This is a genomic window from Parashewanella curva (assembly GCF_003675895.1).
Lineage (GTDB): Bacteria > Pseudomonadota > Gammaproteobacteria > Enterobacterales > Shewanellaceae > Parashewanella > Parashewanella curva.
Genome location: NZ_ML014774.1, coordinates 41,481 through 66,362, shown reverse-complemented (window position 1 = coordinate 66,362; position 24,882 = coordinate 41,481). Strand labels below are relative to the sequence as shown.

Sequence of the window (24,882 nt, the reverse complement as noted above, 5' to 3'; positions counted from 1 at the left end):
AAAATAAGCATCCCAACAAAAAGAAAGCGAGCTTGGATGAAAACAGATTATCTCGAAAAGGTTTTAAAGGCTGGGCTAACTGTAGCGGACGAAATTTAAACACTCGCGCGGTTGCCCTGATACCGCTAATTTTCAAAATGAATCACGAATAGACTAAGCATTGGTTTAGGATGACATGTTGTGAAGATCGGTCAAATGATCATTGAGGATCAAGTAAAATGATGACTCAACCGTTGCTATTTTAAGCAGATTGAGTCAACTAGACTGAATAGTTACTATTATTTAAGTAAAGCAACAAATTGCCAAATTCTTTATTTCATCAAACCTAGATAGTCGGTTCTGGAAAACGCGACTTTAAAACCTAAAGTGTACGGCATCTTATTTAAGCCAAGCTTCAGAGCCCCAAGATTTATTAGACTTCGCGTCAATTTCACAACAAAACAGCCGTTTAGTTTTTGTCTAAGCAACAAGATTATAACACGCAAACCCTTACCTTTTCTTTAAATATCAACATGATAAACGATTTTTATTGTTGGATTTGAACTCCGAAACTTGAGGTTAAATACGCCAAAATTACTCGCAAAACTATGCTGTAACTTGTTGATTAATATACACTGCGAATTCAGTAAATTCAGTGTTTTCAGTAAATCACCTAGAGCACAAAACTATTTTTTTTGCTTTAAACACAGTAAGTTAATTAGCAATAAAACACACTCTTGACATGGTGGGGTCGGTGGTTCGAATCCACTCGATTGTAGCATATCTTATTGAAATAATAGACATTTAACACAGTCTCCACGAAAGTAATCACTAAAATAGTTTTGCGCATATTTTGCTAGTAACAAGCCCCCTGTCATAAAGAGCAAAGCAAGAATCTGTTAACCTTATGATTTTACTTAAAAATAGTTAAGTATTATAAATCCATAAAGTTCCATATTGTTTTTGGAGGTCCACCGAAAAAGGGAAATGATACCTTCTATCATACAAAACCAATCGCTTGCAATTTCACCGCGACAGCATTAAAACTAATGATTTTATTGGCTTAAATCGATATTTTACACGTGTGTTAAATTTTCATCAGTATGCGGTAACATGTCCGTAAAAATGACTTTTCCCGCCTAATAAGCTGCTAGGTAATCATTTTGAGGCGGTATACCTTATAACTTAGCGCCTAAGTATATATCTTTCGGAAGAGCCCTTTTTAGATTTGTAATGAAATAAACGGCTATTTGGAATTCTGATAAACTATCACCAAGCTAGATGATATTGCTCCAAAATATTCATTCGAGATATTTTATAAGGAATTATTTTATTTCATTGAGTAATTAAGCAGGTATTATCTAGCTAAAATGCATTTAACATGGTGTTTTTATGGCTACAAATGCGGTTGAGTTTTCTGGTCAAGCGCAGAGTCTGTTTAAATTATATATGGCAGAAGTTGAGTTAGTTGGCGAAGTCTTAGATGACTTCGATACAACTCAAGTGCTCGAAATTAGCTTCAATAGGAAAACACAACAATATCTTGTACGAGGTACAAGGCATAATTTTATCCTTGAACCACGCACAGAACAACATGAAACAATGTTTAATAACCCTTTAAATTCATCATTAAAACCAACTGACCGCATAAAAAAATTGCAGCTCACCAATACTAATTTTTCAATTACCAAAAAAGAGAGTATTTCTGACTGGGTCAACGGGGTTAACCCCAAATTTAATAACAATCCTCTGAGGTACCTTGCAGAGTTAGAAAAGAGTAAAACTATTGAGCAGTTTTCACAAAGTGAATTATTATTTACGAATTGTATGGGGAATCCATTGATTACAATGGTCTTATCTTGTTGTTCTATAAGCTTGATAAGAGAACTTAACATGCCTGATGAAGCATATAGACCAAAATCAGCTCCAGAATATACTGCGTTACACGCTGCAGCACAAAGAGGGATGAGAGAAAATTTAAATTTTCTGCTAGAAAACAGAGCAAATACAGAAATAAAAGATCACCTTGGACGTACACCAATTTTTCTTGCTGTTCATGGTGGGCATATAGGTTGTGTTAATAGTTTGATTTTAAGAGGTGCTGATATCTATGTTAAGTGTAATTTAGGAGATACTCCATTACTGGAGGCTATTCAACCAGGTAATTTAGCTTGTGTTAAAGTTTTGTGTAAAACAAATAAGCAGATATTACTGCAGAACAAAGCAGGTGTGAGCCCATTATTTTTAGCTTGGAAGTATAATTGTAGAGAAATTATCGATTTTTTTAAAGAGAAGCTATCCATTGACTCGGCTATAGGTTTAATCAACACTGTGATTAATCAGGCTATTGGTAAGAAGCTTCCCAATAAAACACCTCAACAAAAGATGTACCGTGCAGTAGAAGCAAGAGACAGCAAAGCGTTAAAGGAGTTAATAAGTGATAAACATATTAGCTTTGAAGAACGCGATAAACTAGATGGATGTAATGCTATAGATAAAGCAATAAGATATTCAGATGAAACTGATTGTCTAGAGTTGCTAATACCTAAATTAAAAATAGTATCTAAAGAGTCTCAGGTAAACTCTTTAAAAGTGGCTGTCATGCGAAATAATCAGACAGCACTAAAGCTATTATTGAAAAACATTCCTGATGTCATAAATGAACTTGATGACCAAGCGAGAAGCGTAGCTTTTTTCGCATGCTTATTGGGACATTCCGGTAGTCTAAAGGTATTAATAGACTGTGGAGCGGATTTAAACATCAATTCGAAACTACACATCGGAGGTACATCATCATTATTATCAGTAGCCGCTAGTAACGGTCATATGGATTGTATTGTTTTGTTACTAAGTAGCGGTGTGGATCTTTTTGAAGAAAACGAACTCGGACTATGTGCATCAGACAGAGCACGCATGGAAGGGCATTTTGAAGCATTCTATTACTTACAAGAACAGATGTTAAAACAAGATAGATGTCGGTATTTAAGAAGACCTTGGCCAGAAATGATTCCATCTAGAAAATAAAATAAAAACATTCAATACACACCCGATGTGTGAATTCTCTAAGCAAAATCATATCTTCAAATTGCATAGGTTTTTGCCGCATGAAATGTTAATAAATGCTCCTATGGTGATACCGAGGAGTTTTCTACCCATGCGGCTTGTTAAATGCCATAAATCTCAACATCTAATTTTTTCAATTTCAAAGTATTCAACTAGTTGACCAATTGTTGTTTCAATTCTTCGCCTTACTTTTAAAAGCAAGCGCACGATTTCTGGTGGACGCTTATCAAGCATGTTTTTCCGCAAGGGTGTTTGTAAGTTCAGTCCGACTTGAAGTAAATCGGCTTTCAGTGAAGGCCTGATTAAGCCTTTATCTCCAATGGTCAGCCCAATAACCTTATCCAACACCTCATAAGCAACATCTCTTTCATCAATATTGGCTGGTGCTACTGAAAAGTTTAAAGGTATACCTCGTTCATCGGTAACTAAATGTCCTTTAAAACCATAGTAATGCTCCTGCTTTGACGCACAAAAACCATAGTTTGTTATGCCTTTAACACTTGGCAACGTTTTGCTCGTGTTAATTTACACACTGGTATAGGAAAACCATCTATCAAGTGGATATCTCGCTGGCTGAAATTTATTTCTCGTCATAGGCTAGCATGCATCAACTGTTTGACTTGCCATAGGTTTGCAGCTTGTCTAACGAACTGAGAGCGCGCTGGAATTTTTGGAAAGAGTTCAATCCAGTGTTGTAAAAAGTAACTCCAGATAGCTTTATCATCATGAAAACCTAACCATTCTCAAGCAATTTCCATCGTGATAACTTCAGCATCCAAAAGGTTTGGCTTACGGCCAGCTGAACGAAGTGGCTCTTTAACTTCCTCTTTGTATAAATCATCAACTAAGCAGAAAACAGTAATGATAAAATCTAGGCTAGACATGACCGATAACCCATAAGATGCTTGATTAGACAACTATCATTTTATGCTACGGTCATGTCTCTTAGAATTCACACATCGGGTACTCAATTTTATATTTTGTGTGAGAACCATACCTGTATCTCATACAAGCATATTAAAACCAACTGCTAGCTAAAAGCTACCCGTCTGAATGACGGGGGGTACACCACGATGCGAGACTAATAAATAGGTCCTACAAAGATGTTAATCTTATGGACACTTTTCAGAAGTAATGTCGGTTTTACGTATATCCCCCCTACTACATAAAAAGTTTTAATCAATTAACCTTCAATTTTGAGCTGACTAACAAAAAATATAAAATTAACCTCGCACCACAAGGGACGAGGTATCAACAACTTACAAGATAGAGGATAATTCACCCCAAAAGGCTAGAAATTAACCCAGAAGGGATAAATTTTTAACTAAAACTTATTTATTTTAAATTGAGCACGTGCCTTGCGCTCGACTTTTACTCTATCTAATAATTCAGGCTCTTGCATATTCATGTTTTCAGCAAAAGATAACATGGCTTCCATGACATTTAACTTATCAGAGTCTTTGGCAAAAGACTTAGCTTGAAGGTATGATTTTTTATCGTGCTTACTTTTACTCAAACTCAAAATCACTTTAGCTTCGTCTTCGGAAGAAAGCACACCACTTTTCGACAGCAACTGAGTGATACTGGTTGGTAAGCCAATGTCAAACTTGTTACTAATGGCGATAACTTGCTCCCAATTATTGCTGGTAAAGCGTTCTGATTGACGCCCCATGTAGCTAATTACTTTAGCTAAGTTATTAATAGCTTGTTCATAATTACTTTTAGCGAGTTGAGCATTCACAAGGAACAACAATTCGACCACTTTATCAGTTTTATACCTCTTATCTTTCATAGCTGAAAACAGTTTGTGGTTAACGAATAATAACCAATCACTGTTTTCGTCGTTTAATAAGTTATCTGAATTAAAGAAAATTTGTTGCCATGGTGTTAGGAACTTATGGCGAAACTGCTTTACAGTCAGTGCTGCAGATATGCCTAAAACCTTTGCCGTATATTGCACATTTGATATAACTCGAAATGATTCAGATTCATCCAAGTCCTGCTCAAAAATGCTATTGATTACAAAATACTGGCTCAGCAACTTATAGGCTTTATCGAAATCCCCTGCCTGTTTATATGCTTCGATAAGAGCTATACGTTGTGGAGACTGGAACTTCAACTTAGGATCTTCACTAACAGAATTTTCCGAAATAGAGCTAGCAAATTCAATGGGTTTTTCAGAGGCAACTAAAAGACTCCCCTTTAAGACAAATGCATTGTAATAACTATCAACAGCGGCATTCTTATCTGCACGTTTGACAATACTAGCAATTTGTCTAAATAAGGATTGAGCCTGTGATGGTTGATAATTGCTCTTAATACTTTTTACTATTTCTAAAACTGTAACAGCCGGTGCGCTATTAGAAGCGTCATAGTTTGGAGTCGTTGAAAACTCATTATACTGTACCAATTGCGCTACTAATAATAGATAATGTTCGCTTGCAATAGAGAGTTCACCGTGCTTTGCAAACAAATTAGCTAACTTAGATGTTTGCCAGTGACTAGAAGCAAATAGATTATTAGAAATACCTTTTAAAGCATCAATAACCTTGTCGGAAACCTCTTTAGGCTGTTTGTCAACTAGAGTTAAATATAAATTTAAGTCATGTGATGAAATTATACCTTTGAGCAATTTTCGCTCTAACTGTATTAATTTTTTATCAAAGCCATTGTTTTGAATGATCGAATCAGCGATGAGTGAATAAAACTTACCCACTTCTCTTTGCTTTTTGAAAGGAAACGCACGAATAAACTTATCAAATTCAACGGAAGCAAATTTGTATTGAGCAATAATATCAAAGAGATTTTGTTTATTTTCTGACGGCGTATCAAGTTGTGAAATAAAATCATTAGCAATTGTAGGATTTACAATTTGACTTGTGTTAGTCACACTTTCCTTAGAAATGTCTGTATCCCATTGCAATGCATCATTGTAAGAAATACCACGACCAAAATTGCCAGTTTTGGTTGAACCAGAAAGAACATGTCTCCATAAAGCTCTAAGATTAGCTTGGACTTTTAGGCTGTCCTTTGCTTTTACACTCGCCACTAACTGATCGATATAACGTAAGTTATTAGTTTGTGTCTGACCACTAGGGACACCAGACCCGTCAACCTTGGCCAAAACCTTGTACAAATGCGCACTGGAAATGGACGTATTTCTGTCCAACAATGCTTGCTGGCTTAATTTACCCTTAACTTCAGGTAAACGAAGATCCTCCCCCCCATCTTGCAATAATGCTAAAGCCTTAGTGTATTTATGCTCACTAATTAACTTCTCATATAAAGCTGCACGTATAAAAGGCTCCCTAGGATCAAACTTATAATAATTAAGCAGACTTTGATCAACCAAAATTTTGTCGCCTAACTTTAGAGCTACATCCAGCTCAGCCAGTTTAAACGATTTTTCTTCAGGGTAATTCTTTATTAATTTTTTTAATAAAGATAATTGTTGTGTATATTCTTGCGAGCTTAACTCATAAAATCTCGATGGATATTTCGCATTGTAAAAGGCTTTGGCTTCATCAAGAGATATCTTCTTGTCACCATCAATATCAAACAAGTATTTATCAACAATAGATGAGAAGTTATCTGCAACTAAGGTGTTAAGCTGATAACCAATAGTTGGATTCTTAGCTTTAAACTCGAATATTTTAAACAATAACTCTTCATCAGAGCCATTAAATATTAATTCAGCCATATCAGTATAGGATGTGCCAAATTTTGCTTTACGTCCGATATAGTTAATGGTGTTAGAAAGCAGTTTTTTATGTGTCTTATGTGCATTTGGTACAATAAAACCTACTGCTAATTGTGGAACATCATAAGTATTTTTGAAATCAATTCGATCTAATAGCTCTTTAATTAATAATTCAAATTTTTGCATATCCTCATCAGAAAGGTGTTGCTTCAAACCCTTTTTAATAAGATCGAAATGTGACAATACCTCATACCCTGCGGTCGATTTAGCAACTTGTTTTCGTGCATAATCGATTTGTTCTGAAATAGATAATGAGTCAGCTATAATAGAGTTAATATTTTTTGAGGCTATATACGATGTTCTTGGATCCTTTTTGGGATCATATTTATCAATATATTCAGCCATCTTATCTGTAGATAATAGTTTTCTTCCTAAAGTTTTCTCTACTTTTCGATATAAGTCTAAATTGGTAATCGCAATATTGAAATAAGCTTGATCCATTGAACCATCATTGGTCAACTTAGAACCAACAACTGATTTGAACTGCTCTGGTGAGAGTAAAGATAGACCACGAGCAAAAACCTCTACTAATTCTTGCTTTTGAATTAATCGATTAAATAAACTTGAAGTTTTATCGCTGTCCCTGGATACACTTAGCAATTGAAATTGTGTCTCAACATCATTTTGGTATTCTGCATAATTTAAAGCATTTGATAAAACAGATGAATTATCTGGCTCACTCACAAACACTTGATGTTTCTTACCAATGCTCGCTTCTAATTCGGCTAATTCCTTAAAATATCCGGCTCTATGGTAATGCAGTGCAATATCAGTTTGGAGTAACTCATCATTTTTAAACAATGAAAGTAACTTTGTATCAATTTGCAAAGCAATTTCACTATTATCCGTAGAAGTGGCAACACGTCTGACCAATTTTGAAGTTTGATTCAATCGTGAATATTGATTTAAAGGCAATTGTTCCTCTTGCACTTGAAGTTGTTGAACATTCGCCAGTTCAGAATTAAATAAGGACAGTAATTCTTGAAGTCTATTTTTAGCTTTTGTGGCGTCTGTTGGCCAAGTGACAATGAAACCCTCTGCGAGAGATTCAAAATGATTTCGGAATGAACGACTGACAGTAGTGTCAATTTTGGGCTCCCAAAAGTTTGTTCTTTTCTGTTGTGGAACACCATTACGAAGCACTGCTGGTTGTTGCTGAATTAGTCCATTTAACGCATTCCAATACCATGTATTAGCAATGTCATCTTGACCGATTTCTTCACGCAACAATGCTGTACTTTTAAGAAGTTCAAGATCAGAGCGATTACGGCTTAATGCTTTATTAAAAGAGATCAACGCTTTATTGACATAGCCTGCATCGAGAAACATTTGTGCTTTAGTTTTATCAACTTCAATCAACCCTGTGATATCAGTGATCATATCAAAAGACTTTTCAGCTTCTAGCACATTACCTTTACTGAGTAATGTCTTACTCAAATCGATATAAATTTCAGGTGGAAGTTCTTGTTTTAAACCAATGAGACGTCGACCGTAAGTGACTTTGCGTTCTTCATCACCCAACCGAATATCCGTAACACTGTTTGTAGCGGTAGATAAAGTAATCAACTCACGTAAAATACTTGAGCGGCGAATGCCTGCTTGTGCTAACGAGTTTTCTACCGCAATAAATTCCCCTTCTCTATCATTGGTTTCTTGAGAAATCTCAGCTAACAGTGTGTAAAGATAGAATTTGTCTGCTCTTGAAGTGATACGCTCAAGAACTAAACGATGAACCCAACGGAAGGTACCTTGAATTTCAGGTGTCAATTCTTCACCAAAGCGACGAGCACCGATCATATTGATGATGCCATCAATGGCGACTACGAATTCGTTATCACCATCAGCATGTTCAGCTACGTATTGCAAAATGGACACGGCTTCATCACGACGACCGTGATCTTTCATAAGATCAGACATCAATAACAGGTTATCTGACATTGTAGGTGTTTCTGCAATCGAACGACGATAACTTTCAATGGCTCGCTCAGGAAAGCCGCCCATGGTCATAATGCCTGCTTCAAATTCACCTGCGACCTGCGCGGCATTATCTACTTTCAAATTGCTAAGCAACTTATTGACCTCAGCCAAACGCTTGTCTTTATCTTGCTCTAACTCATTAGTAAGCATATTCAAAATGATGTTACGGATATGCTCTGTTTTAAAATCAGGTTCTGCGACAAGAAGTTGTCGTAAGGCTTTATCGTACGATTTCGGGTCTTCCAGCATTAAGTAGACTTTACTTAATTGTTTGAGCTTATCGACTTCATTCATGTTGCTTCGGCGAGCAAACTCCTCAATCACTTCAATTGCTGATAATTGGTCGCCAACTTCAACATAAATACGAACAAGAAGATTGATTTCGTTTTCGTTGGCTTTATTCAGAATGAGCTTTTCTTCAATATCGACAACGATATCAGCCAATTTATTTAATTCAGCGGCTAACAACATCAATTGAGCTTCAGAGAAACTGCGGCGAGCAGGACTTTTTACGCCTGTCCAAATATCTTGCCAAAGATCCAGTGCTTGTTGCTTTTGATCATTAATGCTATATAACCAAGCAAGACGCATTCGTTCATCATAACCTAAGCCCTGACCTTGCTGATCAAGGCGTTGGTAGATGGCTAGGGCTTTATCTGCACGAGATAAACGCTCGTAAGCATCAGCAATGTCTTTATGCTCACCAGCAGTATCTGGTAGAAGGGTTTCCAAACGCTCTAATGCATGTGTGGCTTCTTGTTCTTGACCACGATTTAGGTAAGTTTCGAATAAAAAGAAATTGGCGGGTACAGCAAAACCTTTGTTGTTGGCATGTTTGGTAACGAATGAGATGGCTTCATCGGCAAAACCCATTTTCACCATGCTTTCAGCACCATCAACCAACGAATATATATTTTTCTCATTATTCGAAGCCATCTGCTGCCAAACATTTAATGCCTTATCGGTTTCCCCAATATTCATATAATGGGATGCAAGACCGTCATACCACGCAACCACATCAGATTCTTTTTTGATTTGATTGTTATATTCATTGATCATATCTTGAGGACGATCTGCCGCAAGATACAATTTGATGAGTCTTTGCCGTTGTGCTAACTCTAGCTCATCAGAAGATGTATTTTTAAACAGGTCAATAGCTTCATCATAACGACTTAATTCAACAAGAACATCAACACGTGCTTGCTGAAGATCTAAATCATTTGGATAAGTTTCTAAAAGTGGTAAAAGGGCTTCTAATTCATTGGCATCACGATATGACTCAATCAAAATAGAAAGCGCATAGCGTAAATCATATTTTGCAGCTGCATGTTCAAATGCTTGCCAAGCATTTTTTTGAGCAATTTTGTAATCTTTTGATTTGATAGCCCAATCAGCCAAACGAATATATTGCTGGAACGGTTTATTGGCTTGTTCTTCAACTTTGTATAACTCTAGCGCTTTCTTCTGATAGCCCATAATAGCCAAAACAACCGCTGCACGGTTTTTGAATGCTTGATCACGGGTATTAGCCAGCTCAACTAATGCATCGGCATTTTCGGTTGCATTAATCATGGTTAGGCGGATCAATATGAATTCTTTTTCAACATTACTCTTGGTCAAATCAATGGCTTTTTGATACCAATTTATGGCTTTTTCTGGCTTACCTTGAGCGTCAAGCAGACGCGCTTTTAGTAAGAAACCATCAGAGGTTTTAGCTAATTTAAGTCCAACGTCCACCGCTTTTTGAGCCTTAACAGGGTCGCCATGACGCCAATACAAATGACCAATGGTGAATTGTGCATTAGCCCTTTCAGTTAATTTGTTTTTTTTGTTTTTTGAAAATTGATTAAGTTTGGTAATGGATTGGCTAATGTCTTTATCTTCCAATATGGACTTATTATAAAGATCATGAATACCTTTATTTTCAACACCACTTACATCCTTTACTACAGTGGCAATGTCATTTACAGACACTGCCGCATACGAAGGAAAACATAGAACCGCTGAAATTGTAGTGGCCAGCAACGTCTTTTTAACATTAAACATAGTCTCAAAACCCTTAATTCTTTTTGATATTTGGGGCACGCATCCGTGTGTTATAAGGAACACTTAACTCAAGACTGAACTCAAATGCTTATAGAAGCCTTACATCAAGTCCAATCTATTATCCTAAAAAAATCAGTTGGACGCTCATTTAGCTAATATCTATCTGAGTTAGCTAAAATTCGAACATTTTCATCATTCACCGAATCGGTGAAACACTCTACGCCCACAAGTTTACTAAAATGTTTGCTAGCTGCGTTGTAACTTTTGCAAGTAAAGCAACTACTTGCTACAAGATACGCCTTGCTAGCAGTCATTTTTTCTACGCTTGATAACCCAGCCAACTGATGCTTTTAGGATTATCAATTAACGTCGAGTGCTCTTCGGCCAGCGGCGGTATACTAAATCTGCGATATATAACAACAATGCCAATAACAGTAAGTACGGCCAAAGTTTGGTAACAATAAATGCCATATCACCTTGTTTGGTTTTCAACTGCCAATCATTGGTTTCGATATTGTTTAGGAATTGTCCATTTGTTAATTCGGATAATTTCTCGAAATTCAATAACTTTGATGGGCTCACTTGGTTTTCTTTCGCGATATCTGAATACGAGCGAAGCGCACTTCGTTGCCAGTTCCTGTTTCCTTTCACTTCAGCTAAAGCGTCTTGCCCCATTGGAAAATCAAGGTTCGCTACAAATAGACCAGGCGCTTTTTCATCAAATTGGATCGGTTGACTATTGCTTGAACCATCCCAGTCTAGAATTCGCACACTGGGAGTGAGCTCTAAATCATGTGATAAACGTTGAGCCGCTATCGATAATTGATCATGCTTACGTTTAACCGTTAAATGAAAATCATGCTGGTTGCTTGCTGTTTTGCGAATGATGCGACCTAGCCATTGACCATATTGCTCCCAATTAACAAAGTGTTGCGTACCATGACCAACAGGCTCTGTCATTAATGCGGTAACACGACCTAAACCATATTGCCAAGAAGACAGAAGAGGATATTTACCGACCGATTCTTCAAGCAACACTTCAGCGGCTGCTTTTCTACCTACTTGTACATAGCCTGCCAGTTGAGGAAGGTTGTCTTTTTTAACATCACCCCACCAGCCAGATCCACCTTGTGCTGTCATTGAAAACGCACCACGTTTGTACGCTGGAAGTTTTTTAGTCGAAGGTTGCTTTAGGATCATTTCTACAAGGTTGAATTCATTGCCCACAGAATAGAAGCGACCCTTACCCCAATTCGCCATGTCAGACATAATAAGGTTATGGCCACCCTGACCGACTAAAATAGTCGAAACGTTAATATTGTCTTTAGCAATACGACGTAACATACCTTCGTAATCATCATCTTCAATACCTGCGTCGGTGATCATGATGATGTGTTTAAAGCGGGTATTGATGTTTTTCAAACCATAGTAAGCTTCTTGAATAGCCGGAAATAAAACGGTTCCACCAATGGCTTTCATACGGCCAATCGCTCGGTCAATTTCAATTTTATTGGATGCAGGCTGCATTGGAATTGCCCAGTGCTTAGCACCATAAAACTCAACAATACCAATACGGTCATGTGGCTGTAAGCGACGAACAGCAATGCGTGCCATTTGCTTGGCTAACTCAATACGACTACCCGCCATAGAACCAGAGGTGTCTATGATGATGGCAAGGCCAACACTTGGATCGTTTTTGTCATCTTTTTGCTTTAACTGAACAGGTAGTGCATCAGCGATTGGTGTATCAAAATAACCACCGCCAGCAAAAGCCGATTCACCACCAGAATGTAGCAAACCAACACCTTGATTCTGCACTGCAGCCACTAGCTTTTCTTGAACTGCTTTTGAAATTTGATTCGATGGCAAGTCATCTTGTAATACAACATCGTATTGAGCAAAATCAAAGTCAGCTGTGAGTTCTGTGGCATTTACCGATTCAATCTCAAAACCTGCACCGAGTAATCGACCTAAGTGTTGTTCAGCACCAATTTGGCGATCACCTAAATACAAAATTTTAATACCATCTTGTACCGCAAGTACCGTAGAGAGTTGATTATTAGAGGCATCCGACTCTTCACCAGAAATCACCTCAAGTTCAGCACGCAATGGATGGAACCCCGCATTTTCCGCTTCAAAGTTTAATTCAATGCGAGTTTGGCCATTAACAGCAAACGCAGGAGATTTTACCAATAGCGAATCATGACTAAATAGGTTAACCGCTACTGATTTTGCATTACCAGCCACTTCAACAGATACACTGGCTTTTTCACCAACTCGAACTGCTTGAGCTTTGATATCAGCAATATAAAGATCCGAATAATCACGTCCTAGGTCATAGGTATGAACCGGAATACCTCGATCCTGATATTGGGCAATAATTTTGCTCCAATTTTGATCTGTGGCTAAACCATCAGTAATCAGAGTCACTGAGCTGTTTACGCCTAAAGGAATAGTCTGAATCGCATGTGCTAAAGCTTGTGATAACGATGAAGTATTGGATGCATCACTGATCAGTATGTGATCTTCAGCCTCAAAGCTGTGTTTTTGGCCGCCTAACTGAACCAGAGTCAATTCATCATCCGCAGATACTTTTGCTGCGAGCTCATTAAACAATGATTGGGCATTTTGTTGTGCATCAGCCGAAAGACTGTCTGATTGATCAACAACAATAACATGATGAGCCTGATTACTTGAGTTAATCAATACAGGTTGAGTAAGTGCGACGATTACACAAGCAAGCACGGCTGCGCGGATCAATTTGTGTTTATTATCCCCACGTTTTTTCCATAGCAGCCAAAGCGCAGGCAATCCGAAAAGTAATATGCCAAAATAGGCGTGTAAAAATGATAATTCCATAACAACCTCTCTACGGCATTAGGCCACGTTGATAGACAACCCACTCAGCAATCAGCAATAACAAGATTAAACTGATCAATAATGTTATAAATTCACTGAAATTACTGAGTACCGAATTTACCGAGCCAACGCTATATTCAGTGCTGTCGGCAGTAGCTGTGGTCACATCGGCATTAGTTAAGGATACAAAAGCTCTTTGCCCTGCTAGTTCAATACCGCCAGCTTTACCCAGATACAAACTACCATTTAAACTTTGTTCAAAACGGCTTTGCATACTAGATAGAGCATACAAACCATCTTGGTGATATACATTTTGACCAGCGCTTAAATAAGGCTGCCAGCCATGACGGCCACTTAACCATCGAATGGATTGAGCGATAAACACTGGATAAGATTTTGATTGCGTAAAGTTAAACTCAGGTTGAAGCAAAGCATTCCACACTTGAACACTTGGTGTAGCAGCATGGCTAAGTTCGACACTGATTGGTTGAGAAGATGCAGTAGCCAATCCATTAGCATCGATTTGATCTAGGGCTAATTCATGCAGACTGTCCGCCAACGCTTGTTCAGTACTTTTATCACCTTGATAAAAGAGTTTAAACGCTGGCGTTTGATTCGACATTTGAGAAAATTCTAGCGCGGGTAACTGGTTACCAAAATTTTCACCGACATGACGGATCACGACATCTGCATCCTCAGCGCCAACCATACGAACGCTCGGATCGGAATTGACTACTGCAAATACGGAGTTATGTACCGTAGAAGAAACGGCTACATTAACAATTGAGCTTTTAGGTAAAGCGATACTTGCACTGTCATCAATCATGAAAGCATCACTATTTTTAAGGCGTGCGGTAAATTGCTCTCCAACGAGAGGGACATCACGTAACACGAATTTACCCTTACCTAATTCTTGGATTTGATCAGGTGTAAAGAAAGCTTCACCCACTAAAAACTCTAAGTCGGCAAGCTTCACCTCAGATTCAGTGTTAGTTTTCGCTTCTACTAAGACATCAATTAAGTTTGCCTTACCCGAAGCAGCGAGATTAATACCTAAGTTTACTAGTCCCGCATTATTTTCAGTCTCTTCAAATGACGTTGCATGGGATACACTGATATTGTCTTGTAACGAAGCAGGTAATGCAGACTTACCGTACACAATAACGTTGACAGGCGTATTATCATTGAATCTTTGAGACAAAAGCGTTAATTGTTCTGCAAACGAATCTGGTACAGCTTGTGGAGAAACTTTGGCTAATCGAGGCTCTAAAACGGCTAATTGCTCACTTTCATTTAATATTTTTGTGTGAAACTCACCGCCGAAAATAACTTCCCTACGATTAGCTGGTAAACTTGCTAAATCGTTTTCAAGAACGCTAACTGCTTGCTCAAAGTGATCGCCCTGCGTCATGGCTGCACTGCCATCTAAATACAGGACATAATATTCGTTACTGGCTTCCTTATTTACTTCTGGCTCAGAAAAGCCGAGCCAAAGTAAACTGGCTATCAACAACGTTAATAAATAAGCCAATAAGTGCTTAAATTTTTGTCTGAACACTCGTACAGGCGCATCTTGTGCTGCTTGCTGCCAAAACATAGATGTTGGAACAACAACGGTACGGTAACGAGTACGTAACTGTTGAAGCGCAAACAATAAGCCAGCGATTGCAACAAGACCTGCAATAACTAAGCTAGGGCTTAAATTGATGAAGTTCATAGAACCAAACCTCCGGATTCAAATAAGCTAGACAACTGTTCTAATACATCTTCATCAGTATCAATTTGAACAAAGCCAGCACCATATTGGTTGGTAAAGTCCAACAATCGTTGGTTGAATGATTGGTAGATTTCTTTATATTTAGCGAGCAGAGCTGGAGTAATAGTTATCTCAGCAGAACCATCGGTTTCACAATCTTGTAGTTTAATGTCACCATAAAGTTCATCATTTAAAGATGGATCGGCATCACTGGCTTTTGTTAATTGAACAAGCAGTAACTTGTGGCGTAGCAACTTCAACGAGTCCACGACCTTTTCAATGCCTGAGTCATCAAAAAAGTCAGAAATCACCACAACCAAACCTTTACGTAGATTTAAGTTCGCTAGATGATGGATGCTGGTTGTTAAATTGGTTTGATTTTGCGCTTCTAATTCAGACAAATGCTTTGCGATACGCATTACATTTCGCTTACCCGATGAGAACTTTACTTTCACCTGCATTTCATCAGCAAATGGGAACAAGCCAACGCTGTCATGCTGACTTAAACTAATAGAAGACAGTGCCAAGCTGGTTTGTAGAGCTGCATTAATTCTTGGTTTATTTTCTAAGAACATGCTAGCTGACACGTCAATTAAGAAGTAAACCGGCATGTCTTGCTGCTCTTCAAAAATTCGAACAAACACACGCCCAAGTCGACGATAAATGTTCCAGTCGATGGCTCGCAAATCATCCCCTGCTACATAAGGTTTGAAATCCGCAAATTCTAAACCTTGTCCCCTAGCAGCCGTTTTTTGCTCGGCCAAACGACCGCCCTTTTGCACTTTTTCCACGCGTAATGAAAAGTGTTGAAGCGCAGACAAAAAGTCAGCATCGAATAGCTCATTAAATGTTAAAGTTGGTGATGCCATGATAGTTACCTTCTCAATTATTATATTTTTTATGCCCCAGTTTCTCTGGGGCTATCAATTGGTTATGAGACAGTATTTGGAACAGGCACATGATTGAGAACATCTGTGATTAGAGAGTCTGCACTTACACCATTAGCTTGAGCATGGAAGTTCAGCACTAAACGGTGACGCAGTACTGGCGTAGCAATGGCTTTAACATCATCGCAACTAACAGCAAAGCGACCATTTAATAAAGCTTGGACCTTAGCCGCTAACATAAGACCTTGGATTCCACGAGGTGATGAACCTAGAGCCGCATAGGCATTGACAGACTCAGGCGCGTATTCACTGTGTGGCTGAGTCCCCATAACAAGGCGAATTGCGTAAGACTTAGCGGCTTCTGGAACGGGTACAGAACGAACGATGTCACGCATTTCACGTAAAGTTTCAGCATCAGTTACTGGAGCGATTTCAACTTTTTCACCACTCGTCGTGCGGTCAATGATCGTGTGGTAGTCTTGTTCGGTTGGATAACCAACAACCAGTTTAAATAAGAAACGGTCAAGCTGTGCTTCAGGCAATGGATAAGTACCCTCTTGTTCAACAGGGTTTTGAGTTGCCATTACACAGTAGGGCTCATCCATTTTAATCGTACGGCGGCCTACGGTAACTTGCTTCTCTTGCATCACCTCAAGCAATGCTGACTGTGTTTTAGGCGTTGCACGGTTGATTTCATCTGCAAGTACTAAATTAGAAATGATTGGACCCTCTTGGAAAGTCAATTCATGACCACCACTCTCAGTCTCAGTCAATACTGTTGTACCTTGGATATCGGCTGGCATCATATCCGGTGTAAACTGGATACGTGAGAATTGCAAATTAACAGCTTTACTCAACGAGCTAACCAACATGGTTTTACCAAGACCTGGTACACCTTCAAGTAAAACATGACCACCTGCTAGTAATGCCGTGAGTACACCTTCGATGATATCGTCTTGCCCCACCATCATATTGCTAACTTCGGTCTTAATTTGAGTAAATGTATGTTTGAACTTTTCGGCTTGCTCGTTTACGTTGATTGAATGCTGTTCCATAACGCTAACCTTCTTAGTTGGTAAATTATTGTTTTGTTGTTTCGTCTGAACGTTGTGCGACAAAATATTTCGTAATAACCTGCTTTATCCATGGCAGCAGAGGTTTTTCTGGCACTTCGCCAACTGCACCATTTCTTGCACCATGATCTTCACTATTTGTTTGAGCCACTTGCTGCTGTTCAGGTTGTGATTGCTCTTGTATCGATTTTGTACGCCCTGGGTTTGGACTACCTTGCAATCTATCTGGCATAGGCACACCCAATAACATTGCTGCCACGCCACGAGTTTTCTTTAATCCACCAGGACCACCACGGCCATTAGCCAGATCATTTTCTTGTTCTGATTGACCCGTTACTCCTAACTTGCGATCAACAGGTGCTTTACGCTTGTTCTTTTTAGGGCCGGAGGATGAATTAGCTTTTTGCTCTTCGTCCTCTTCTTCTTCTGCTTCATCAGTGCTATCTGATTCATCTTCTTGGCGTGCTTTATTTTCAGCTGCCGCTTTATCTGAATTGGCAGGTTGCTGACCAGAAGTACTTCCTTTGCCATTTGCAACGCCCGCAGCAGAACTATTTTTCTGTTTTTTCTGATCCTGTTGCTTTGTTTGGCTATTGGTTTTTTTCTTAGTAGCAGGCTTTTCTTTCTTTTGCTGTTGTTGCTTAGAGGAAGAGCTTTGTGAAGAAGCGCCACTACCTGCCGTATTAGATTGATTTTGCTGTGCACTGCTGTTCTGACTCGATGCATCAGAGGCTGCTTTAGGTTGGCTTGGCTTGGCTTTCATCTGAGATTCTTCCTCACCAGCCTCGGATGCTGAATCGGATTGAGATGAACGCATCTTGATGCCTGAAGCTTTTCTATTCACACTAAGCTCAGATTCAACTTGGTTTGCATCCTGTGATGTGCTAATTGCCGAAAGTAGCTGCGTACTGTCAACTTGCTTTTCAGCAATATCAGTATTAAAACCAAGATTGATAAAAGGTAATAAAATGGCCAATACAGTCAGTGATGCTGCAGTGGCTAAACTGCGCCATTTAGCAACAGTCAGTACTGGTGCAGACAGTTCTTTTTTTGGTAATTCTGCATTAAGTGCTTTTTCGATGAATGTTTTTGAATCCTCAATGGCAGCCAATTCAAAGCTGGATGGGTTTGAAATATTCAGAAACTCATCTGCTGTTTGCAATCGGTCTTTTGACGCTAAATGATGGTCATAAAGCGCTAAAGCAAGCCTTCTGTCTATTTCATATTGGCTCGCTGCTTGAAAATACCGAACAACAAACACCAACAATGGAATGAGGACCAGACCAAAGTAGTAAAAAGGTTGCTGTTCAAACTTTGCCAATTCCGCGACATCAACCAAAGCTGCGATCAATAAAATTGCAGGGTAAAACCAAACACTTTTTATCGCTGCTTGCCAGCCTTGCTCAAGTGCATGACGGTGTCTTAGCTGGGATAAATGTTTAGTTCCTTTTTTCGCCAGCTCATTTAATTGTTGTTTTAACTTCGTTGCTGTCGAATCAGTCATTATTTTTCTCCAATAACGGATCATTAGGTTTCAAATGCTTACGAACATCGGCCATAGCTTTGGTAAGCCCTACTTCCTCATGGAATTGAGCTGGAATTAATCTAGCAACACGTTGGTAGTTTGAATAAGCACGGCGATAGCGCTTTAACACAGCATAGGTTTTCGCTAGACCCATTCGAGTCAGAACTTCTTGATCAGGATCACCATTGAATGAAGCCGACAAGAAATACTTCCAAGCTGTATGAGCATCATTTTTATTGAGATAAGCATCACCTAGCATACGTTGTAGTGGCTCACGGTCTTTTGGTGACTGAGCACGGGAAACATATTCAAGAGCTTTTTTACCTAAAGAAATCACAATTTCATTGTGTTTTTTATTGAACTTTGCTTGGTTTGCTAACCAAGCAAAACCAAAGTAATAACTAGCTTTTGCTCGAGTCTTTTGAATTTCAGCGCCTTGATCTATGACTTGAATAAAATCATCATGCGAGACATTTGTAGCTAAGCCTACTTCAGCCATCTCAGCTACAGCTTCTTCAACATTACGGTCATAGGGAAATGCGTCGATAAAAGCCTTTAACTTATTCCAACTTTTTTTATACGACGCTTCATAAAAAGCGGCATCTGCATCAGAGTATTGATTATCAACAACTCGTGTAAGTGCGATAAAACCAATTTGTGGGTCAAACTCAACTTCATAGCCGCGCCATAAACTTAACCCAGCTTTCATAACACGAACTTTAGGGAACTCTTGTTGATAAATGACTTTAGGCTTTTCTCCTTGCTTTTGTGGAGGTTGAGTAACCACTACAGCCTCAGGTAACGTTTGTTTTCTGATCGCAACCATTTCAGACAACATCGCATATGCATCCGTGTTCCCCAATTTAATATCTTTGATAATGTTAAATTTATTGCCAACCTCAGGGTCGATAACTGTGTGGTAACCAACTGTATTTAATTCCATTGTTCCAATAGGCTTACCATTTGCACTGATTGGTACATAAACATTATTTTGGAAAACAGATAGATCAGAAATATAGACATCAGCTCTTTGTTGTGCTTTAGATGCATGATCAATTGATGAGGGAGTAAATTGAATTTCATTTTTGTTCAAATTCAATTTAATGCTATATTTTTTTAAAATTGGATAACCAATAATGGCTGCAATATCAATATTTTGTAGTTCAACATCATATCTTGCTGTTAATCTATCCATTGAAGTTGAACCCGCTGATTTTGAAGTAATATCCTTAACTGGAACTTCAATACCAAAGCTTTCAAAATTCACCTTTAATGTAGTTTCATTCTTACCAAGACGTGGCCCTAAGCTGTTATAAACATTTTCATGCAAACCGAAGGCTTCGTGGTTCCCATAATCTAGAATAATGTGAGTTTGTTTAGTGAGTCCGGCAGTTTTAAACGTTACCGGGATTAAGATGTGATCACCATAAACTTTGATTTTTACAGATCCACCTTGTTCTATTGCAAGTACGCTATGGCTCACTAATAGAAAGAAAGTCATCAAATGAAAAACATGCCGTAATCGTGCGATGAGTTTAGTAAAGTTATCCCAGTACATAATTATTGCCTTAAAGTGTAATAAGTATTGGCTCACTTTATTAAACTGGCTTTAACTTATGACAACCTTACGATTTAACTTTTTAGAAACATTTGTTTTTTGGCAAAAAAACGCAACTAACAAGTAGTTGCGCAAAAGAGTATAGGAAAAAGATTGATTATTTAGTTGGGCGAATGCCTAATGCTCGCAATAACCTAATGGTGGTTTTTAGATTATTCAATTTTTGTTGCAATATTGATTCTTGTTGATTCACAAGCGCTCGGTCTTGACTGATTTTATCAAAAGCAGAAACGGCACCTAATTTGTATTTTAAAGCTGTCTCTCGCGTTAATCTTTGTTGCGAATTTAATTGGGCATTGGCAATTTTGAGTTGACGCTGTCCTGAATATTGAGCAGAAAGCGCATCTTCTACTTCTTTTAACGCATTAAGCATTGACCTTCGATAAGACGTAACCTGTTGCTCAGCATTAATCTTTGCACGTTTGATATTTCTCTCTCTAGCCCCACTATCCAGCAACAGAACCGCGACATTAGCAGCAGCAGTCCAACTGAAAATGTCGCCTTTTATAAAATCAGATAGCTTATTACTTGTAACCCCTGTATTAATATCCAACTTCAAATTGGGAAAAATACTGTCTTTCGCTAAATCAAAGTTTAAATAACTGGATTTCAAATTTGCTTCAGCAATTTGGATGTCGGGTCTGTGTCGTAAAACTTCCAAAGGTGTTTTAGCAACTAATAACAATTCAGGAAGCTCTACTTGGGATTGATCGGCAAGTTGAAACTTTTGCGCAGGAATTCCTTGTAAATTAGCTAATCGAGTTTCATTGCTTTGTCTAGATTCATGCAGATCTTCGATTCTTGCTTTGGTGCTTTCTATCTCAACTTCTTTATTGGCAACATCAAGACTCGTTATTAAACCGGCTTTATGTCGAGCCTTTATCATAGCGAGCTGTTTGATGTCATCTTGCAGATTGGAATTTAACAGAGCTAATCGTTGATCTTGAACAACAATTTCGAAGTATGTATCAACCAAGTTAGCCACAAGCGTAATGTGAGCAATTTCAAGATTAATTTCAGAATTGAATATACGTAATTGAGCAATATCTAGCTGCTTATTCTTTTTGCCCCAGAAATCCACTTCATAACTGGCTTGACCATTTAAACTGAAGCTTTCACTTCCGCCAGTATCTTTTCGCTCTGTATAACCAGCGCTTGTGTTAACGGCATAATTAATACCTTGCTGACTGTCGGTATCTTCAAACTGTAACTTAGCAAGCCTTAACGCAAGTTCAGCTGAATTTAAATCTGGGCTACTTGTAAGACTATTTGCGATCAGTTTTGTTAAAATAGGGTTATGTAAATCTTCCCAGCCTATGTCCGCACTTGGAATATTCTGCTGCCGTTCACGCCACTGTTCAGGCACAATTTTTTTTTCAATATTAACTTGCTTTAAAGAAATTGAGGAGCAACCTGCTAGAGCAATAGAGCAAGCAATAGCAAGAAATGATTTAGTAAGACTTGCTTGAGTCATTCTTGCCTCCTTGGTCAGCTACTGCACCTAATGCTTTTTCCGCAGATAACTTTTCAAAACGCACCAAAACTTTTTGCCCAATCAACAATGGAATGTTTCCCGCAGCAACTACAACCTCGATCATCGAATCGTTACCTGTACCGCCACCAACACCTTGACTACCTGATGAAGATTTACGACCAAATATTTCACCAACGCGTATCACCTTACCAGAATAAGCAGCTGTTTTATCAGAGTTAGGAATGATTGTGGCTTGTTGCCCTACGGTTACTTTGCCAACAAATTCTTGGCTTAAATCAGTGCGAACAATTTTTTGAGCATCCGGCATTAAAGTAAAAGCTGTAGACACATTCAAAGTTGACGCTCCCATCCCTGGACGAGCTTTCACCTCAATGATTCGCCCTGCTCTTGGAGCACGAATGGTTCTTTGATCTAATCTGAATTTTGCAGAATCTAAACTGGCTTCAGCTTGCTCAATTGCCGCATTTTGTTGTTCAAGCTGAATTTTAAGTGATTCAATATCATCATTTGCTCTATCAAGTTCTAATTGCGAAGAAGCATCAACCTCAACTAATGGCTTTAAGCGAGCTAATTCACGTTGTTTAATTCGTAAATTAAGTTGTTGTGACTTCAATTGAGCTTTTGAACTTTTAAGGGAAGCTTGTGCCGTTTTTAAACCAATACGCTCTTCATCATCTTCTTGCACTGCAAGCACTTGTCCTTGCTCTACAATGTCCCCTTCTTTAACAAGCACTTCTCGGTATGTACCACCTTGACGAGCCGATATTTCAATTACCCCACCTTCAATATCAATTTTTCCTTGAGCGACAGCACTGTAGTTGGGGGCAGGGATTGGAACCATCTGATAGCTGTATTCTTTAGATTCAAGCCCTAAATCTTGTCTAAATAACCAGACTAGTCCTGCTACTAGAATGATGAAAATCCAAAACTTTTTTGATTTGAAAATCATAATACTTTCCATTAGTTATTATTGTTTAGCTGGTCGTGTATCGCTAAAAATTTTGCCATCTTCAATGGTTAAAATGCGATCAGCATGCCCTGTTAAGCGATCATCATGGGTAACACAAAGCACCATTGCGTCGTGTAACTTTGCAGATCTATGCAGTAAATCCGCAACAATTTGTCCATTTTTACTATCAAGTGCCGAAGTCGGTTCATCGGCAAAAATAATCTTAGGCTCTTTTGCTAACATTCTTGCGATTGCAACACGCTGGTTTTCGCCACCAGACATTTGCGCAGGGCGATTATTTCTTCGGTGACCTAAACCAACTTCTTCTAAGAGTTCATCTGCTATCTTTGAAGCTATTTTGAAATCAGATCCCATATACTGTAAAGGCAATACTATTTGCTCATGTGCAGTCAACGAAGCAAATAATCCCATGCTTTGAAAGACAAAACCACAATGCTTAGCTCTGAAATCATCCAGCTCACCTTCTTTTTTTGACCAAATAGCTTCACCTAATACGTGAACCTCACCAGAGTTAGGGCGTTGTAAACCACCTAAACTTGATATCAAAGTAGACTTACCAGAACCTGACGGACCTTTTACAAGGGTCATCTCTGATGAATAAAGTTCTAAACTTAAGTGATCCATTGCAGTAATTAAGGTGTCACCTTGTCCAAAGGTTTTTACTACATCTTTAGCAACAACGACGGCATTTTTCATTATCGTAATAACTCCGCAGGCTGTGCTTTAAATACAGCGGTAAGTGAAACCAATCCAGCGATTAGCGCAACAATCAGTAGTAACGCTGAACTCGAAGCCAATAAAAAAAATGGGATATGTATTGAAATATCAAACAGCCCCATCACTACTCTCAATATATGAGCCAACACAGCTGCAATAGGAATGCTTACTATACCTGTCCAAAATGCTTGCTCCATCGCGACATAAGCTAGAATTCTTCTTTTTACACCTAATGCTCTTAATGAACCGAATTCTTTGATTTGTGCTAGAAATGCTCCACGAAGAGTTTGGCTGGCGATGGCACAGCCAACTAATAAAGCAAACGCAGCCGAACCGATCAGCATGCGCCCATTTCCTTGTAATACTTGTGCAAAACCTGCACTTGAAGCAGAGTCTTCAACTGTTGTTGCTTTTAGTTGGTGTTGCACTAACATCTTATTGAGTTGTTGTAATACTTGTTGTTTAGCAGCCCCTGCTTTTAATTTCACTAAAAATAAAGTGGGATTATTTCGTCCACCACTACCAATTAATTGAAGTGTTTGTGGTGAAGTGAATACACGAGCCTGGAAACCTGATGAAAGACCATTAATTACTGCACCGACTGTCACTTCAAGATTACCTAGCAACGCTTTTTGACCAAAACCTGTATTTAATTCTCGTGCAGATGCGCGTGATAGAACAACCACACCAGGAGTTTCAATTACTTTACGTATCGCATCTGGAAAAAACCTAGGAAAATCTAAAGAAGTCTCTGAAGGGTCAACAGGAACAATGGATACATAATTACCATAACCAAAGCCACTGTTATCATTGAGAATTTGTTTTTCTGAATCGGTATCTATATTTTTCCATTGCCCACTTCCACCGGAATTAGACCATGGTTTCACATCTTCAACATCTGGATGCATCCAAACTAAATCTTGAAATCGATTATCAATACTACCACCATAAAACTGAAAACGGCTATCACCGCTATCCTTTGTAATAACTAGATCAGCACGTAATTGGCTTTGAATTTCACTGAATGATTTTGAAAAGCCAAATACAAAACCAAGCTGAATCGTCATTAACAAGCCAGCTAACACCAAAACAACTATCGCTGTCGCATGCCGTTTCCAGTCATGAATTAAATTTGCTCTTGCTAATGAGATCATTGG

General features: G+C 38.6%; 14 protein-coding genes. 1 reads left to right on the top strand and 13 read right to left on the bottom strand.

The window, feature by feature from the left end; genetic code table 11:
• Window positions 1-1,371 precede the first annotated feature (1,371 nt).
• Window positions 1,372-3,003 (top strand): ankyrin repeat domain-containing protein, encoded by a 1,632-nt coding sequence (locus tag D5018_RS09985; RefSeq protein WP_121838859.1) that lies wholly within the window; start codon window positions 1,372-1,374, stop codon window positions 3,001-3,003.
• 156 nt (window positions 3,004-3,159) lie between these two features.
• Here the strand turns inward: D5018_RS09985 and D5018_RS09980 are convergent, their stop codons facing one another.
• The 13 genes from D5018_RS09980 to D5018_RS09925 form a co-directional block, all read right to left on the bottom strand.
• Complete coding sequence (locus D5018_RS09980) at window positions 3,160-3,549, bottom strand: IS982 family transposase (RefSeq protein WP_165905037.1); 390 nt, start codon at window positions 3,547-3,549, stop codon at window positions 3,160-3,162.
• 236 nt (window positions 3,550-3,785) lie between these two features.
• Window positions 3,786-3,926, bottom strand: coding sequence for a hypothetical protein (locus D5018_RS21680; protein WP_165905036.1), 141 nt, complete (start codon window positions 3,924-3,926; stop codon window positions 3,786-3,788).
• 440 nt (window positions 3,927-4,366) lie between these two features.
• A complete protein-coding gene (locus D5018_RS09975; RefSeq protein WP_121838857.1) occupies window positions 4,367-10,825 on the bottom strand; it encodes a tetratricopeptide repeat protein in 6,459 nt (2,152 codons plus the stop codon).
• A 363-nt stretch (window positions 10,826-11,188) separates the two neighbouring features.
• On the bottom strand, window positions 11,189-13,684 hold the full coding sequence (locus D5018_RS09970) for a VWA domain-containing protein (RefSeq protein ID WP_121838856.1): 2,496 nt from the start codon (window positions 13,682-13,684) through the stop codon (window positions 11,189-11,191).
• 10 nt (window positions 13,685-13,694) lie between these two features.
• Window positions 13,695-15,401 (bottom strand): BatA domain-containing protein, encoded by a 1,707-nt coding sequence (locus D5018_RS09965; RefSeq protein ID WP_121838855.1) that lies wholly within the window; start codon window positions 15,399-15,401, stop codon window positions 13,695-13,697.
• Window positions 15,398-16,309: a DUF58 domain-containing protein gene (locus D5018_RS09960; RefSeq protein ID WP_121838854.1), complete on the bottom strand. Its 912-nt coding sequence runs from the start codon at window positions 16,307-16,309 to the stop codon at window positions 15,398-15,400. Before D5018_RS09960 ends, D5018_RS09965 begins: the two co-directional genes overlap by 4 nt.
• Before the next feature lie 62 nt (window positions 16,310-16,371).
• Window positions 16,372-17,382, bottom strand: coding sequence for an AAA family ATPase (locus tag D5018_RS09955; protein ID WP_121838853.1), 1,011 nt, complete (start codon window positions 17,380-17,382; stop codon window positions 16,372-16,374).
• 25 nt (window positions 17,383-17,407) lie between these two features.
• Window positions 17,408-18,904 (bottom strand): hypothetical protein, encoded by a 1,497-nt coding sequence (locus D5018_RS09950; RefSeq protein ID WP_121838852.1) that lies wholly within the window; start codon window positions 18,902-18,904, stop codon window positions 17,408-17,410.
• On the bottom strand, window positions 18,897-20,483 hold the full coding sequence (locus D5018_RS09945; protein ID WP_121838851.1) for a hypothetical protein: 1,587 nt from the start codon (window positions 20,481-20,483) through the stop codon (window positions 18,897-18,899). Before D5018_RS09945 ends, D5018_RS09950 begins: the two co-directional genes overlap by 8 nt.
• A 157-nt stretch (window positions 20,484-20,640) precedes the next feature.
• Window positions 20,641-22,017 (bottom strand): efflux transporter outer membrane subunit, encoded by a 1,377-nt coding sequence (locus tag D5018_RS09940; RefSeq protein ID WP_121838850.1) that lies wholly within the window; start codon window positions 22,015-22,017, stop codon window positions 20,641-20,643.
• Window positions 21,995-22,987 carry an HlyD family secretion protein gene (locus D5018_RS09935; protein WP_165905035.1) on the bottom strand — a complete coding sequence of 331 codons (993 nt, stop codon included), beginning with the start codon at window positions 22,985-22,987 and terminating at the stop codon, window positions 21,995-21,997. The genes D5018_RS09940 and D5018_RS09935 overlap by 23 nt, the downstream gene beginning before the upstream one ends.
• Before the next feature lie 18 nt (window positions 22,988-23,005).
• On the bottom strand, window positions 23,006-23,704 hold the full coding sequence (locus tag D5018_RS09930; protein WP_121838848.1) for an ABC transporter ATP-binding protein: 699 nt from the start codon (window positions 23,702-23,704) through the stop codon (window positions 23,006-23,008).
• The gene (locus tag D5018_RS09925; protein ID WP_121838847.1) at window positions 23,704-24,879 is read right to left on the bottom strand and encodes an ABC transporter permease; all 1,176 of its coding nucleotides are present in this window, start codon (window positions 24,877-24,879) and stop codon (window positions 23,704-23,706) included. The genes D5018_RS09930 and D5018_RS09925 overlap by 1 nt, the downstream gene beginning before the upstream one ends.
• Between the last annotated feature and the right edge of the window lie 3 nt (window positions 24,880-24,882).

What these genes read in the sequence shown, in the direction of transcription:
- D5018_RS09985 (WP_121838859.1), top strand. Translation starts at nt 1,372, where the DNA reads ATGGCTACAAATGCGGTTGAGTTTTCTGGTCAAGCGCAGAGTCTGTTT.
- D5018_RS21680 (WP_165905036.1), bottom strand. Translation starts at nt 3,926, where the DNA reads ATGTCTAGCCTAGATTTTATCATTACTGTTTTCTGCTTAGTTGATGAT.
- D5018_RS09975 (WP_121838857.1), bottom strand. Translation starts at nt 10,825, where the DNA reads ATGTTTAATGTTAAAAAGACGTTGCTGGCCACTACAATTTCAGCGGTT.
- D5018_RS09970 (WP_121838856.1), bottom strand. Translation starts at nt 13,684, where the DNA reads ATGGAATTATCATTTTTACACGCCTATTTTGGCATATTACTTTTCGGA.
- D5018_RS09965 (WP_121838855.1), bottom strand. Translation starts at nt 15,401, where the DNA reads ATGAACTTCATCAATTTAAGCCCTAGCTTAGTTATTGCAGGTCTTGTT.
- D5018_RS09960 (WP_121838854.1), bottom strand. Translation starts at nt 16,309, where the DNA reads ATGGCATCACCAACTTTAACATTTAATGAGCTATTCGATGCTGACTTT.
- D5018_RS09955 (WP_121838853.1), bottom strand. Translation starts at nt 17,382, where the DNA reads ATGGAACAGCATTCAATCAACGTAAACGAGCAAGCCGAAAAGTTCAAA.
- D5018_RS09950 (WP_121838852.1), bottom strand. Translation starts at nt 18,904, where the DNA reads ATGACTGATTCGACAGCAACGAAGTTAAAACAACAATTAAATGAGCTG.
- D5018_RS09945 (WP_121838851.1), bottom strand. Translation starts at nt 20,483, where the DNA reads ATGTACTGGGATAACTTTACTAAACTCATCGCACGATTACGGCATGTT.
- D5018_RS09940 (WP_121838850.1), bottom strand. Translation starts at nt 22,017, where the DNA reads ATGACTCAAGCAAGTCTTACTAAATCATTTCTTGCTATTGCTTGCTCT.
- D5018_RS09935 (WP_165905035.1), bottom strand. Translation starts at nt 22,987, where the DNA reads ATGATTTTCAAATCAAAAAAGTTTTGGATTTTCATCATTCTAGTAGCA.
- D5018_RS09930 (WP_121838848.1), bottom strand. Translation starts at nt 23,704, where the DNA reads ATGAAAAATGCCGTCGTTGTTGCTAAAGATGTAGTAAAAACCTTTGGA.
- D5018_RS09925 (WP_121838847.1), bottom strand. Translation starts at nt 24,879, where the DNA reads ATGATCTCATTAGCAAGAGCAAATTTAATTCATGACTGGAAACGGCAT.